The organism is Enterococcus viikkiensis, from assembly GCF_005405345.1.
In the GTDB taxonomy this organism is placed as follows: Bacteria; Bacillota; Bacilli; order Lactobacillales; family Enterococcaceae; genus Enterococcus_A; species Enterococcus_A viikkiensis.
Window position 1 is genome coordinate 70,101 of the sequence record NZ_BJDW01000001.1, and the last position, 15,102, is coordinate 85,202.

17 protein-coding genes are annotated in these 15,102 nt (G+C 39.7%); 2 read left to right on the forward strand and 15 right to left on the reverse strand.

Going from position 1 to position 15,102, the window contains the following annotated elements; genetic code table 11:
* Positions 1–52 precede the first annotated feature (52 nt).
* The 13 genes from recN to FFM67_RS00360 all read right to left on the reverse strand — a co-directional run bounded on the left by recN (position 53) and on the right by FFM67_RS00360 (position 10,865).
* Positions 53–1,723: a DNA repair protein RecN gene (gene recN, locus FFM67_RS00300; RefSeq protein ID WP_137612683.1), complete on the reverse strand. Its 1,671-nt coding sequence runs from the start codon at positions 1,721–1,723 to the stop codon at positions 53–55.
* Between the two features lie 33 nt (positions 1,724–1,756).
* Entirely contained in the window at positions 1,757–2,218 is a 462-nt protein-coding gene (locus FFM67_RS00305) for an arginine repressor (RefSeq protein WP_137612684.1), read from the reverse strand.
* A 20-nt stretch (positions 2,219–2,238) separates the two neighbouring features.
* The gene (locus FFM67_RS00310) at positions 2,239–3,054 is read right to left on the reverse strand and encodes a TlyA family RNA methyltransferase (protein WP_137612685.1); all 816 of its coding nucleotides are present in this window, start codon (positions 3,052–3,054) and stop codon (positions 2,239–2,241) included.
* 60 nt (positions 3,055–3,114) lie between these two features.
* Positions 3,115–3,993 (reverse strand): polyprenyl synthetase family protein, encoded by an 879-nt coding sequence (locus FFM67_RS00315; RefSeq protein WP_137612686.1) that lies wholly within the window; start codon positions 3,991–3,993, stop codon positions 3,115–3,117.
* A complete protein-coding gene (locus FFM67_RS00320; RefSeq protein WP_137612687.1) occupies positions 3,993–4,214 on the reverse strand; it encodes an exodeoxyribonuclease VII small subunit in 222 nt (73 codons plus the stop codon). Before FFM67_RS00320 ends, FFM67_RS00315 begins: the two co-directional genes overlap by 1 nt.
* A complete protein-coding gene (gene xseA / locus FFM67_RS00325) occupies positions 4,214–5,557 on the reverse strand; it encodes an exodeoxyribonuclease VII large subunit (protein ID WP_137612688.1) in 1,344 nt (447 codons plus the stop codon). The genes FFM67_RS00320 and xseA overlap by 1 nt, the downstream gene beginning before the upstream one ends.
* A 15-nt stretch (positions 5,558–5,572) precedes the next feature.
* Positions 5,573–6,430 (reverse strand): bifunctional methylenetetrahydrofolate dehydrogenase/methenyltetrahydrofolate cyclohydrolase, encoded by an 858-nt coding sequence (locus FFM67_RS00330; RefSeq protein WP_137612689.1) that lies wholly within the window; start codon positions 6,428–6,430, stop codon positions 5,573–5,575.
* A gap of 54 nt (positions 6,431–6,484) precedes the next feature.
* On the reverse strand, positions 6,485–6,943 hold the full coding sequence (gene nusB, locus FFM67_RS00335; RefSeq protein ID WP_137612690.1) for a transcription antitermination factor NusB: 459 nt from the start codon (positions 6,941–6,943) through the stop codon (positions 6,485–6,487).
* Complete coding sequence (locus FFM67_RS00340) at positions 6,936–7,361, reverse strand: Asp23/Gls24 family envelope stress response protein (RefSeq protein ID WP_137612691.1); 426 nt, start codon at positions 7,359–7,361, stop codon at positions 6,936–6,938. The genes nusB and FFM67_RS00340 overlap by 8 nt, the downstream gene beginning before the upstream one ends.
* A 391-nt stretch (positions 7,362–7,752) precedes the next feature.
* Entirely contained in the window at positions 7,753–8,310 is a 558-nt protein-coding gene (efp, locus tag FFM67_RS00345) for an elongation factor P (protein WP_071860856.1), read from the reverse strand.
* Positions 8,311–8,502: 192 nt separating this feature from the next.
* On the reverse strand, positions 8,503–9,567 hold the full coding sequence (locus tag FFM67_RS00350) for a M24 family metallopeptidase (protein WP_137612692.1): 1,065 nt from the start codon (positions 9,565–9,567) through the stop codon (positions 8,503–8,505).
* Positions 9,568–9,722: 155 nt separating this feature from the next.
* A complete protein-coding gene (locus tag FFM67_RS00355; protein ID WP_170177967.1) occupies positions 9,723–9,965 on the reverse strand; it encodes a GlsB/YeaQ/YmgE family stress response membrane protein in 243 nt (80 codons plus the stop codon).
* A gap of 198 nt (positions 9,966–10,163) precedes the next feature.
* Entirely contained in the window at positions 10,164–10,865 is a 702-nt protein-coding gene (locus FFM67_RS00360) for an LCP family glycopolymer transferase (RefSeq protein ID WP_137612694.1), read from the reverse strand.
* Positions 10,866–11,043: 178 nt separating this feature from the next.
* On the opposite strand from FFM67_RS00360, the gene FFM67_RS00365 reads away from it, so the two are divergent.
* Together FFM67_RS00365 and FFM67_RS00370 are read left to right on the forward strand one after the other, a co-directional pair.
* A complete protein-coding gene (locus FFM67_RS00365; protein ID WP_137612695.1) occupies positions 11,044–11,574 on the forward strand; it encodes a PadR family transcriptional regulator in 531 nt (176 codons plus the stop codon).
* A gap of 115 nt (positions 11,575–11,689) precedes the next feature.
* Positions 11,690–12,907, forward strand: coding sequence for an MFS transporter (locus FFM67_RS00370; RefSeq protein ID WP_174784444.1), 1,218 nt, complete (start codon positions 11,690–11,692; stop codon positions 12,905–12,907).
* A 93-nt stretch (positions 12,908–13,000) separates the two neighbouring features.
* Here the strand turns inward: FFM67_RS00370 and FFM67_RS00375 are convergent, their stop codons facing one another.
* The gene (locus FFM67_RS00375) at positions 13,001–13,714 is read right to left on the reverse strand and encodes a glucosamine-6-phosphate deaminase (RefSeq protein ID WP_137612697.1); all 714 of its coding nucleotides are present in this window, start codon (positions 13,712–13,714) and stop codon (positions 13,001–13,003) included.
* A gap of 397 nt (positions 13,715–14,111) precedes the next feature.
* Positions 14,112–14,831 carry a hypothetical protein gene (locus FFM67_RS00380; RefSeq protein ID WP_137612698.1) on the reverse strand — a complete coding sequence of 240 codons (720 nt, stop codon included), beginning with the start codon at positions 14,829–14,831 and terminating at the stop codon, positions 14,112–14,114.
* Between the last annotated feature and the right edge of the window lie 271 nt (positions 14,832–15,102).

A 15,102-nucleotide genomic window follows, 5' to 3' on the forward strand; every position in this document is an offset into this window, starting at 1 on the left:
AACGACATTCGTTTCAGTTGGCATAAAAAAATAGTCGGAGCAGCTGCTCCGACTATTTTTTTGCCAATTGCAATAATTCTTTTGCGTGTTCTACCGTTAAGTCAGTAATTTCGGTTCCTGCTAACATCCGCGCAATTTCTTCTGTTCGCTCGTTTTCAGTCAACTCTTCCACTTTTGTCAGTGTTCGACCGTTGGCGATTTCTTTACGAATAAATAATTGATGATCCGCTTTGGCAGCGACCTGTGGTAAATGTGTGATGCATAAGGCCTGCGAATTTTTCCCGATTTGATAAATCTTATCGGCGATCGCCTGGGCAACGCGACCGCTTACACCGGTGTCTACTTCATCAAACACGATACTGGTCAATCCTTGCGTTTTTGAAAAGATTGTTTTAAGAGCTAACATCACTCGTGAAATTTCCCCGCCGGAAGCGACTTTGACTAATGGTTTCAAAGGTTCCCCAGGATTCGTCGTAATATAAAATTCGACTTCATCAAAACCATCGTGGGTATACTTGCTTTCCTTAAAAGCCACTTCAAAGCGAGCATTTTCCATGTATAAATCCTTCAACTCATGCTGAATCGCAGATTCTAATTTTTTGGCCATTTCTTTACGTGCTTGTCGTAAGTGTTTCGCCAAGCTCTGCAACTTCTCTTCTTTTACACGCAACTCGCTTTCTAATTTTTCTAGCTTATCACCTGAAAAATCAGAGTCTAATAATTCTTGACTGATCTGATCGTAATAGCGAAGAATTGTTGCGACCGACTCCCCATACTTTCGCTTCAATTGATGGATCAACTCCAGCCGCTCGTTGACTAAATCCAACCGTTCTTCATCTAATTCCAAGAGATCCAACTGACGACCAATCTCACTAATTGCGTCTTGTAATAAATAATAGGCACTGTGGACATTGTCAGAAATCGTTTCATAGTCTTTGTCTAAGGAAGCGATCGTTTGCAGCTCTTGACTAGCGGACCCAATCGTATCTAGCGCACTCGTTTCTTCATTCGTCATCGCTTGATAACTGTAAGAAAGACTATCCACGATTTTTTGATAATTCGTCAGCTTCTCTCGTTCCTCCATCAACTTCTCTTCCTCACCAAGTGTTAGATCGGCATTGCCGATCTCTTCTTGCTGAAAGGTCAGCATATCGATCCGTTGGACAAAGGATTGCTCATTTTGTTTAAATTTTTTGACTTGATTGGCTAGGGTCTGATAGCTTTGATAGGCTGCTTGATAATCACGTTTAATTGCTTGGAAGGGGGCATCACCAAAGCTGTCCAGCAAACGCAAATGTGATTCAGGATGCATCAGTTCTTGGTGATCATTCTGACCTTGGATATCCACTAGAAATTGTCCGATACGACGCAAATTGGCTAGTGTAACAATCCGACCATTTACACGGGAAATACTCTTACCAGATATATTCAAATCTCGTTGGACGATCAATCCAGCTTCGTCCACTTCAATCCCTAATTCTTCCATTAATACTTGGAACTCTCGTTGTCTAGGGAGATCAAACAAGCCCTCTACCAAACATTTTTCACTGCCTTGTCGAATGTATTCAATGGACGAACGGGCGCCAGCCAGCAAACTAACGGCATCAATAATGATCGATTTTCCTGCACCGGTTTCACCTGTTAACGCGGTCATTCCATCGGTAAAACCTAAATGCAAAGAAGAAATAATCGCAAAATTTTTGATTGTCAATTCCTGTAACATTTTTACACTCCTATTCCCATTAAGACCTTTTAACTAGTTATTACTCTGACTTTTTTCAGCAATCTCTTGCTGAATCCGTTGGGCATCTGCTTCTGTCCGAGCGATCATTAGAATACTATCATCATCATTCAAAGTAGTAAATAGTACCTTTGAGAACTGCTTTTCTAGCAAATTGGCAGAAGCTGAGGCATTCCCCGGTAACGTTTTTACATTAATGAATTTTTCCATTTGATCAACAGAAAGGACGGCTTCTTTTAATAAATCCGTTAATTTTTCATTAACGTCTTCTTGTTCCTTTTTAGGTAAGCTGTAACGATAGCCACCATTTTGTGCTGGAACTTTAATCAGCTTCATTTCTTTAATGTCCCGTGAGATCGTCGCCTGCGTCACGGTAACCCCCTGTTGTGCAAGAATCATCACGAAGTCTTCTTGTTTTTTTACATCGTATTCATTCAATAATTGCGTAATGATTCGATGCCGTTCTTGCTTTCGCATCCGTTTCCCTCCGAAAATAATTATTTATCCAGCTGCTGATGGGCTTCTGCTACTACTGTTGCTAGATCGATTGATTGATTCAATTGACCCATCGCTTGAACTTTTTTTAAATGAGCCAAAAACTCAATATTTCCCTCACCGCCGGTAATCGGTGAAAAAGTCAATTCCGCAACATCAAATCCATGAGCAGTCGCAAAGCTAGTAATTTCTTCTAAGACCATCAAATGGGTCTTGGGATCTTTAATAATCCCTTTTTTTCCGACGTATTCTTTTCCCGCTTCAAATTGTGGTTTGATCAATGCCACAACATCACCCTCAGTGGCTAGGATTTCATGAAGCGGCGGTAAAATCAGTTTCAAAGAAATAAAGGAAACATCAATCGTTGCAAAGTTCGGTTGCCCTTGCTGAAAGTCTTCAAGCTTAGAATAGCGAAAATTGGTGCGTTCCATCACAACGACCCGTTCATCTTGACGCAGTTTCCACGCTAACTGATTGTAGCCAACATCTAAAGCGTAACTCATGGTCGCTCCGTTTTGTAGCGCGACATCCGTGAATCCACCGGTTGAGGAACCAATATCCAATAAAATTTTATTGTTGATAGCTACGTCAAATTCTTTTAACGCCTTTTCTAATTTCAATCCACCACGAGAAACATACGCTAAACGTTGCCCTTTCAGTTGCAGTACGGTTTCAATCGCAATTTTTTCTCCTGGTTTGTCTAGCCGTTCATTTTTTTGGTCATAGACTAAACCAGCCATTACACCGCGTTTGGCCTTTTCTCTGGTTTCAAAAAGACCTTGATTGAAAGCTAAAACATCGACACGTTCTTTTTTCATGTTATTGCTCCTTATTCATCCTAAGGGAATCGCTCTAAGTCCGTTTCATTTACTGAAAGCCTATAACTTAAAAAGCGTGAGTAATTCTTCAAATACTTCAGATTGAAATTCAGTCGTTTCGGCAAGCTGTCGAACCGTTTCTTCTGCTTGCGCCAATTCAGCGGCTAGAGCTTGCTTGGCTCCCTCAAGACCAAGTAACCCTGGATACGTACTCTTCTCTGATTTTTCATCCTGTCCGACTTGTTTGCCTAACTCTTCCGTTGTCCCTATAACATCTAACAAATCATCACGAATTTGGAAGGCCAACCCAACATGACCACCAAGCTTTTCCAACAGCTCAATGACATATTCTGTTTGTTGTGCCAAAATCCCACCAGCCACAAAGGCATACGTTAATAACGCCCCCGTCTTGCCGCGATGAATCCTTTTTAATTGCTCCAAAGAAACCTGCTGTTTCTCTGCTGCCATATCGCCAGCCTGTCCAGCTACCATACCACCGATTCCTGCGGCTTTAGCTAAGAGCTGCATCAGCAGTACCGTTTCAGCTGGCGCCAATGTCGTCTCACTGATTAGTTGGAACGCGCCGGTCAACAATCCATCACCGGCTAAAATCGCCAAAGCTTCACCATAAATTTTATGATTAGTTGGCTTTCCTCGTCGTAGATCATCATCATCCATCGCCGGCAAATCGTCATGGATCAACGAATATGTATGAATCATTTCAAGTGCGCCCGCCGTTTGATAAACCGGTACAGATATTTCTTTCTTAAACGCACGCATCGTTGCCAAAACAATCAAGGGACGAATCCGTTTGCCGCCGGCTTCGACGGAATACAGCATGCTCTTTTGCAATTCAGCATTGACGGAACTGATATTGAGGAAGTCAGTGATCTCTTTTTCAACTTTCGGTAGCTCTTCGGCAGAAAGCTCTTGCAACATTAAGCTTCCTCCTCACCGCTAAAAGGTACTTCTTCCTCTTCACTCATCATTTTCGTTAAGGTTTTTTCCGCTTTTGTTAAAGTATCTTGGCACTGTTTACTTAAGACCATTCCATTTTGAAAAGCTTCTAAAGCTTCTTCTAATGGAACATCGCCACGTTCAAGCTGGGTCACGATTGTTTCTAATTGCGCGATTGATTCTTCAAAAGTCGTATTTTCCATTATTTTTCTCCTTCATTCACCGCATTGATTTCTAAGACAGAGGCCTTGACCATTCCGTCAACAAAATGAACTGTCATTTCTTTTTCTTGCAAATCCTTCACCGAACGAATCACCTGATTCTCTTGTGTCGTATAAGTAAAGCCTCTACCCATCGTTTTCAGAGGACTTAATAAGTCCAATGACGTGATCGCCTGCTGCAATCGGCGCTGTTGATTTTCTAAATAGCTCTGCATTTGTTGTTGCAATCGCTCTTGTAAATACGTCAATTGCTGCTGGGTTTGTTTGACTTGATTAATGGGGTTTGCTTGCGCCAAACGATTACTGTACTGCATCAGTTCGCGCTCACGCTGATTGACTAAAACAGTCATATTTTGCTGCAGTTGCTGAGTCAAGCGATCGAGTTGAACGCTTTGCGCTTCATATAAACGATTTGGCTGCCTAAAAATATATGACTGTTGCAGTCGTTCAAAACGTTCCTTTTTTCGTTGCAGTTGATGTAAGAAGGCTTGCTCTAGGCGGGCTTGTTTTTCTTTAATTCGTAAGATTTCTTCCGACAAGACAGGGACCGCTAATTCTGCCGCAGCTGTAGGAGTAGCCGCCCGAACATCTGCGACTAAATCAGCAATCGTCGTATCGGTCTCGTGTCCCACCGATGAAATAATCGGAATTGGTGAAGCCGCGATCGCCCGAGCGACCACCTCTTCATTAAACGGCCATAAATCCTCAATCGAGCCACCACCACGACCAATAATCATCGTGTCAAAATCCATTGACTCCGCTTGTTTGATATTTTTTACGATATCCGCTGCCGCTTTGTCTCCTTGTACTAACGTTGGAAATAAGACGAGCTGAGCAATTGGATAGCGCCGCTTGACGGTGGTAATAATATCGCGAATCACCGCGCCGCTAGGACTCGTGATCACCGCTATCCGTTTTGGATAACGAGGGAGTGGCTTTTTAGGCAGTGAGAAAAGCCCCTCTTTATCTAGTTTTTCTCGCAATTCGGCTAAAGCCTGATACAGGGCGCCGACGCCATCAGGCTCCATATGATCGATATAGATTTGATACATCCCGCTAGCTTCGTATAACGCTACCCGACCAACCACTAATACTTTCATGCCTTCTTTAGGCGTGAATTTCAATTTTTGAAACGCCCCTTTAAACATGATGGCATTAATTTTTGAACGCTCATCTTTTAGGCTGAAGTATTGGTGATTATTGGGTCGCATGCGGAAATTGGAAATTTCTCCAGTCAAATAGACCCGCTCTAAATAAGGATCGACGTCGAATTTTCGTTTAATATATTTATTTAAAGCACTGACGGTCAAATACTCTTGCGTCATGTAAACACCTCTTTGCTATTCGTGATCCACTACTTGACGTCTACAGCATTCAACGGTTTGCTGCAACAACATCGTGATCGTCATAGGACCAACACCGCCAGGAACTGGAGTGATGTAGCCTGCGATTGGCTCTACTTCATCAAATTTTACGTCACCAATCAATTTTCCTTCTTCATTGCGATTCATCCCGACATCAATAACGACAGCGCCAGGCTTGATAAATTCTTTTGTTACAAAATGGCCTCTACCGATGGCTACGACTAGAATATCGGCTTTACTTGCAATTTTCGCCAAATCTTCCGTTTTAGAATGAGTTAACGTAACCGTTGCATCCGCCCCTAAAAGCAAGATTGCCATTGGTTTCCCAACGATATTGCTGCGACCGATGACGACAGCTTGCTTACCGGCTAACGGAATATCATACTCTTCAAACATTTTCATGATGCCATAAGGCGTACAAGGAATTGTGTGGGGCATACCCACAAAAAGTCGACCCATATTCATTGGATGAAAACCGTCAACATCCTTCAGTGGATCGATTGCTAACAAAACCTTTTCTTCGTCGATATGATCCGGTAAAGGTAATTGCACTAAAATACCATGAAACTCCTTCGAGCGATTGAACTGTTCGATTTCTTTAATCAGCGCGTCTTCTGTAATTGTTTCCGGATAACGCATCACTACAGAATGAATGCCTGTTTTCTTCGCTGCTCGTTCTTTGTTTCTAACATAAACTTGACTAGCAGCATTTTCTCCGACTAGCAAAACAACTAAACTAGGCTGAATTCCTTGCGCATTCAGAGCTTCGACTTCCTTCGCCGTATTTTGTTGCAATTTCTCGGCTAATTCTTTTCCATTGATAAGTTGTGCCACTCTATTCCCTCGCTTTTTCGGATAGTTTAAATGAAGCTGGGAAAAATAGCTTTATTAGCTATTTGCCCCAGCTTCATCGATCTCTTTCATTACATTAGATAAGATTCCGTTGACGAACTTTCTTGATTGGTCATCACTGAAAGTTTTGGCTAATTCGATTGCTTCGTTTAAAACAACTCGATTGGGTACTTGAGTATTGTACAACATCTCATAGATCCCTAGTCGTAAGATAATCAAATCCATTTTTGCAATTCGTTGAATCGACCAGTTAGAACGTAAATGTTTTTGGATAATTCCATCTAGTTCAGTTTGGTGTTCTACGACTCCGCCAACTAAATCATCCAGATAAACAGGTACGAATTCCTCTTCATCCTCACTGACAAATTCTTGCTGATCAATGCTCAAAGCATGATTGATGGCGTCCTTTTTAGTTAAATCTTGATTGAAATCTAACGGAAACAAAGCTTGCAACGCCTTTTCCCGAATTTCATGACGTGATAATTCTTTACTCATTATTTTCCTCTTCATCATTAAATAGTTCTTCTAGTGTAGGTTGTTCCATCTTCTCTGCTACGACACCGACTACATGGATATTTACTTCACTTAATGCAATGTCAGTCATAAACAAGACTTGTTGTTTTACTCGTTCTTGCATTGCCATTGCCACTTTTGGTACGGAAGTGCCATAGTCAAAATAAGAATAGATATCAACTTTCAAGCCATCTTCATCATTTTTAAGATAGACACCTTTGCCGTGAGCGGATTTTCCAAGTAGTTCAGTTACGTTACTAGCCAAAGAGCCGCGCATCCCATAGACACCGTCTACTTTAGAAGCAGCGATCCCGATAATTACTTCGATCACTTCAGGTGCAATGATAATTTCGCCAAGCTCAGGACTTTCGCCTAAAACCAAATTTTTTTCATCTGTCATTGTACTCTCTCCTTATTCGGTCAAATGTATTTATTTTTTCTCTTAGAAAAAATAAGTTTGATTCTCATGCCGTATATCATCCAACTAAGCTTCATTATCCTTGTTTCGTTGATGATTTTTCGATTCCTCATTCGCTTTAGATACTGTAAAAAGTTGGACTGACATCCTTATTCGGTCAAATGTATTTATTTTTTCTCTTAGAAAAAATAAGTTTGATTCTCATGCCGTATATCATCCAACTAAGCTTCATTATCCTTGTTTCGTTGATGATTTTTCGATTCCTCATTCGCTTTAGATACTGTAAAAAGTTGGACTGACATCCTTATTCGGTCAAATGTATTTATTTTTTCTTTTAGAAAAAATAAATCTGATTCTCATGCCGTATCTTACTTTAGGCCCGTGAAACGTAGCTGCCATCTTGTGTATTCACGATTAACTTGTCGCCTTGGTTGACGAAAAATGGCACGTTAACAGTTAAACCAGTTTCCATTACAGCAGGTTTTGATCCACCAGATGATGTATCGCCTTTAATATTTGGTTCTGTTTCAGCGACTTCTAACACTACTGTATTCGGTAGTTCGACGCCTAAAACTTCATTGCCATACATGATGACGGTCAACTCAGTATTTTCTAAGACATAACGCATCTCATCTGCAATTTGTTGTTTCGGCATTTCGATTTGTTCATAGCTTTGCATATCCATGAAAACATAGTTGTCACCGTCATCATAGAGATATTGCATTTTATTGTTATCAATCTGTGCTTTTGCAACTTTTTCACCGGCGCGAAAAGTTTTTTCTTGAACCGCACCCGTACGTAAATTTTTTAATTTTGAGCGAACGAAGGCTGCACCTTTCCCCGGCTTCACGTGTTGAAAATCGACTACGCGCCAAATGCCGCCGTCCACCTCGATCGTCAAACCAGTTTTAAAATCGTTTACTGAAATCATGATACTTCCCCCTAATTCATTGCAAGGTTATTACTTTGATACATTTTTACAAAATAATTCCAAGCCTTGTTACATCTATTCGTTTTCTTGTAAGACAAAGAAAACAGACACATTGATTGATACCCCATCTTTTCAGATTTGGTTCTAGTTTATCATTTCTTGTTTACTAACGCTACCACTACTCAATCACTCCTACAAAATGATGAGCTCCTTTGGCGATTGCGTTAAAATTCGATTACCTTCTGCTAAAATCACCAAATCATCCTCGATCCGTACCCCGCCTAAGCCTGCTAAATATATACCCGGCTCATCGGTAATGACGTTGCCTTCCATTAAGGGTTCGTCATTCGAACGACTGATATTCGGTCCCTCATGGATTTCCATCCCTATCCCATGTCCAGTAGAATGTCCAAAGTCTTCCCCATATCCAGCTTCACTAATGAAATCACGAGCAACCGCATCTAGCTGTGAGCCCGTCACGCCTACTTGTGCCACTTCAAGTACTTTTTTCTGTGCTTCTAACACGATTTGGTAAATATCCTTCAATTGCTGTCCTGGATCTCCAATTGCGAAGGTCCGTGTGATATCTGAAACATACCCTTGATAAACACAACCGAAATCAAGCGTAATCAGATCTCCTTGTTTAATCATCTTTTCACTGGCCACACCGTGAGGCAATGCTGAACGCGTACCACTGGCGACGATTGTCTCAAAAGAGGTACCACTGGCCCCTAATGATCGCATATAAAAATCCAGTTGATTGGCTACTTCAATCTCAGTCATACCCGGCCGAATCATTTTTAGTACGTGATCGAACCCTTCATCAGCAATCGCACAAGCTTTCTCAATGATTGCGATTTCGCCCTCATCTTTTCGCTCCCGTAATTTTTCAATCAGTCCACTGGCAGGTGCCAACTCGGCATCAATCACCTCTTCAAAGATCGAATAATCGGCATATGTCATAACGGCATCTTCAAAGCCAAGTACGTTAACTGATTCACTTTCCATCAGCTTAAGCAACTCAGTAATAATATCCCCCTGATGCTGAATAATCGTCATTCCTTGAATCTGCTCACTGGCTTGCTCGATATAGCGAAAATCTGTAATAAAGAAGGCTTGGTCTAATGTAATAAACGCCATACCGGCCGTACCAGTAAAATTCGTCAAATAACGAATATTCGCTGGACTGGTAACTAAGTAAGCATCAATCATTGCTTTTTCCATCAACGCACGTAACTTTTCAATTCGTTTTATCATTCTTATCACCCACTATCCATTATAGCAAAGAGTTTCAAAAAGCTGAACGAACACGATTAGAAAAAAAAGATTGAGGCGATGCGCCTCAATCCTTTGGGTAAAGAATTATGATTCATGTGTAATTAAGAACAACACCTATGCTACAAAAAAATTTCCTACCGTCTGCCAGTAAAAAAGGAAGCTACGGCTACAACAATGATCGCACCTAAAATAGATGGGACTAATGCCATGCCTGCGAGGTGTGGACCCCAGTGACCAAATATCGCTTGTCCAATATACGACCCAGCCAAACCAGCGATAATATTTAATACACAGCCCATTTGTTTCCCACGACCGGAAATCCCACCACCAATAGCTCCAATCAACGCACCAATAATCAATGTCCATAACATAATAATCCCTCCATTTTTTCAATTCATCCCAAAAATCTTTTGAGCCAAATAATTTATGCCTCTGTCAAGCGCCTTTAGAATCCTTTTGCAAAAAGTTTCGCAAATGTGAAACCTTAAATAATCCCGGTATAATCACTTTTAACCTTTTGTAAGCGGCTAATCTACTGAAAAAAACACTCATTTGGTTGTACCTGTGAATAACTCTTATAAAATGAGATCTTTTCGTAGTTTTACCGCGTTTTTTGACCAATCGATCGCACCTAAACGATAGGGAAAGTTTCCTTCTATTGAAAAGCTGCCCATTTCAGGTACATTGATTTTATTCATACGGGCACTACCCTTCGCTAAGTATCCTGTCCCCATTTTCAGCATATCTTTTAAATGAAGATTACTGCCAGAATATTCTTTAACCATCCCATAGTTATTCGTGATAGCTGACAAACGCGGACGCACTGTTTTACGCTTCATCAAGCGAATAATATCTTCCTGCCGCTCGAAAACGTCGATTCGACCGTCCTGATCGATTTGGTAGCTGATATACGCATCAATCTCAGCCAGCGTCAAACGTTGTTCACCCTTTTGAAACGTTTGATTATTTTTCAACGCGGTGAACTCTTTGTAGACCGTTATTGGCATTTTGCCATCTGCTTCCAAACCAGCTTCTTTGACCCCTAAAAGACTATCAGCTTTTTTTAGTATCAAATATTTTTTTACCTCTATTGAAAAGGCCAATGAGAAGTAAGCTAAAAATTTTTCGATGGGTACTTGTGTATATAATTCTCCTAAAGTTAGCTTTTGAATTTTTATCTCTGGCGAAACCCGCAGTAAACTATTCACACCACTCGTCAAATCATAAACAAAAAAGCTCGAATATTCCTGGTCATCAAACACAAACAACACTTTCATAACGATCTTCCTCTCTAAAAACAAGTTTAACGAAAAATAGCCGTAAAAGCATCCGTCAAAAGTCTGAAAACCATTTTTTAATTCATTGAGTTAATAAAAATATTAAACAGTGATACAATGAACACGGAGAAATCTCACAAACAAAAAACTAACTCCTCCTTAATAGAAGGGATCTATCATGAATACTATTAGTTACGTAATTTTGGCGATGCTGATTCGCTCACCTTTGACTGGTTATGAATTAAAACGTTTCTTGAACTTTTTTTGGGAAGCACATCACAGTCAAATCTATCCTACTTTAAAAGAGCTGCGAAAACAGGAATTAATTGAGATCGTCGATATTCCAGACGGCAAACGTAAAATCTATGATATTACACCAGCAGGAAAAGAGTTAGTAAAGGAATGGGTCTTCAGCAAAAGCCATGCTCCTTCTCAGAAAGATGAATTTTTGGCAAAAGTCTTTACGATTTCCGCATTGGATCGTGATACCTCAAAGTTTTTAATTATGGAACGTCAACAATATTATCACGAACAGCTACACGAATATTCTAAAGTTTTAGACAGCTTGAATGACTTAAACGAAGCTGAACGTCATAGAAATTTTGGACGAGAACTCATTCTTGAACGAAAGATTCGTTTATGTAAAGAGGAATTGGCTTGGTGTGAATGGGCGGGAGAAAAAATCGATGCTTATTTCGTAGAAAAATAATCCGCTAGTTATGGGAACAGATCGTCAGCGATCTGTTTCTTTTTTTTGCCAGAAATTTATGTAAATTTATTTATGTAAATATTGACATAAAATAGAATTATGACTACACTATTGAATGGAAAGTGGTGACTTAATGGAAAATTTAAACGAAAATGAATTGGTTAAGGAAAAACAAAATGGAAAGGCTGCTTACGTTGTTGCGTTTGCTTGTATGATTGCTTTCATGGGAATTGGCTTGGTTGACCCGATCTTGAACTCCATCGCAAAATCCTTACAAGCAACACCTGCACAAACAACCTTGCTGTTTACCAGCTACATGATGGTGACAGGCGTCGTCATGCTCTTCACTGGTTTTGTCTCTAGTCGAATTGGTATGAAAAAAACGTTAATGCTAGGGCTATTTATTATTATTTTATTTGCACTTTTTGCTGGCTTGTCGAATTCAATTGATGCCTTGATTTATTTTCGGGCAGGCTGGGGATTAGGAAATGCCTTATTTATCTCAACGGCTTTGTCCGCGATCGTCAGCGTATTGATTGGACAAACAGAAAAATCCATCATGCTGTATGAAGCAGCGATGGGTTTGGGAATGTCGATTGGACCATTAGTCGGTGGTTCTCTTGGTTCCATTTCGTGGCGGTTGCCCTTTGCGGGTGTTTCCGTATTGATGTTGGTTTCATTTCTATCAATTTTTCTTTTATTCAAAGAACCAATGGCCGACCAAGAAAAGGTTGAACTGTTCGCTGGTGTAAAAGCCCTAAAAAATCATAAATTGCGCTCTGTTGGCTTGATCGCTTTGCTTTATAATTTTGGTTTTTTTACTTTATTGGCTTATGCCCCCTTCTTACTACCAAATTTTTCTGAAATGCAAATTGGTATGACCTTCTTCGGATGGGGGATTTTACTGGCGATTTCGTCCATCTTTTTAGCGACTCGAATCGAAAGAATGATTGGAACATTTTATACCTTAATGATTGGCTTCATTGGTTTCGTCATTTGTTTACTCTTAATGGGGATCAATGCCGATCAGCCAAATCTTGTCGCGACTGCGTTGATCGTCGCTGGTTTTTTCCAAGGAATCATCAATACCTTGATGACCACGATTGCAATGGAGATCCCAGGAATCAAGCGCAACATCGCTTCTTCTACTTACAGCTTTGTCCGCTTCTTCGGTGGGTCACTAGCGCCCTTTGTCGCAGGGGTGATCGGGGCAAAATTTGGTGGGAATTATACTTTCTACTTTGCCAGTGCGATGGTCTTTATCGGTATTCTATTGATTGTGGTTCATTCACACTATTTTGAAACGGTTGAAGAGGAAGAACTGGAAAACTAACTTAAAACAGGCTCTGTTTTCAACCGAGAACAGAGTCTTTTTTTGCTGGTATATCAAAAAAAGAGTACAAATAGATGTACTCTCAAAAATTAATTATGCAGTTAATTCACTCGCAGCTTCTTGGTCTAAGATTACTGTTAAATTAGGATGCAAACGTAAAACTGAGGCTGGCACATCTTCTGTAATTGTGCCTTCCAAAGCTTGCTTGATGATTGCCGCTTTCTTTTTTCCATTAGCGATCAATACTAATTCCTTCGCAGCGAGAACCGTTTGCGGCCCAAAAGTAACCATTTCTGTTCCCGGTGTATGAGATGTCGCTTGATCTAGCAATTGATACAACTCATCACCTGGATTGATTGGTACACGATACACCCCATAATCAAATGAAGTGAATTCCGGCAGATTACCACAAAAATGGCCGTCCTCGCCAATTCCCATCAAGACAAGATCCAACCCACCGTCTTCAGCAATCTGATAGTCATAATCTTGGTAATTTTCAGCATTCAAGACTTCAATATTTTCCGCTTCAATTCCTAATGGTTGAAATAATTCTTGCATCAACGTCTGCATCGTCAACCCGTCTTCTTGATCCTTCAAGGTTATTTCATCAAAGTTATAAAAATGTGCGAAGCTTTGATCAAAATGTACTGTTTGCAAACGCTCGGCTAAAATCTCATACGCTCGTTTCGGCGAGGCCCCCGCCGTCAACGCTAAGTTCACCCGATGATTTTCTGACCACTTTAGCAAAATCAAATCAGCCGTCAGCTGACTCAACGTTTCGTAATCTTTTGTTATTAATAATTTCATCTTACCACCTACCTTTTTTATTTAATAATAGCATAGCAAAAAAAGAGATGTAAGCGAATTCTTAAGTTTAGAAACGTTTTCACCTTTGATTTTAAGGCAAAATAAAAATAGTAAAAAAGTTGACACTGTTATCAATTATACTAGTTAAAAGAGTCGAATTAGTGATCGATTCGATGATGTCCGCTGACGATCAAAAAATCTAAGCTTACTAGAATAAAACTGACTAAATAAGCCTTTATATCGTTAATTTTTTCCAAGCTTGGGGAACTGTTGTGGCACCTTACTTGTTGGAGTAATTTGATTAGGGAAATAAAAATACCGACTACACTATTAAAAATTGATTATTCATAATTTCGAAAAAACCAGCGGCTCTTTTAAAAGTCTACTGGTTTTAGTTTTACTCTTGAATCATTTCACCTTTTGGTGCTTCGGTAAGATATGAACACTCTCCCACCGTCTCAATAAAAACTTCGCTACTTTCAATCTCCGTTTGATTTCCTTTCAACAGCGAAATCTTTTGCGTGATCAACCGTAACAACGGCTTCAAATTTTCTTCTGTATCAATCGCTTTTGTAGCAATCGTTTGGCAAAGGGCTCTTAGCTGATTCGTTTGTTCAATTGATTCCAAGTATTCCTCGCCATCTTCAAGCACTTCACCTAATTGCTGCCAATCAAGCCGAGCGAAATACGCATCAAAAATTGGAAAATCTAATTTAAAAGCGGATAAAAGAAATAACTCTCTAATTTTTTGGTTTTCTTTTAACAATTTAGCTAGCTCACTAGAGCTATTGGAAACTTCAACTCCAAGCTCTGTCAGTACAGAAAAATTATGTTCATATTCCTTTTTTAGTTTCTGATAAATCTGACGCATTTTGTGTATTTCTTTTTGCTTATCTTGGTACTTAACGAATTGGAAAAGCAACAACACTGCTAAAATTGAAAAAAAACTGCCGAAAAAAGCCGTTGATGCACCAATATAGGTTTCGATAATGTTGATTCGTTCATTAAAAAACTGCTGATTAAAATAAACTAGTGCAATGCCGGTAACAGCAAGCACTTCACCAATTAAAACAACTACCAGAGTGACGATCGTTAATTTTTGCTTTTCAAGATTCATTGCTCACCTACGCATCCTTTTTGAATGCTTCTCCTTATATTTATCTTTATTTTTTTTAAAACTAACAGCCATTTGTCACCTCACTCGAAAATGCAAAAAATATCAATTATTTTTATACATTTAATATTATAATCACTTTTATATTGTAATTAAATATAATAGCGTGCGTTCTAATAACATTTTATATTATATCATTCTTTTATTACGTTATAAAGAGCTCATAAACATTTTGAATAAAAAAACTCGAAACGTTGAAATTCAACGTTTCGAG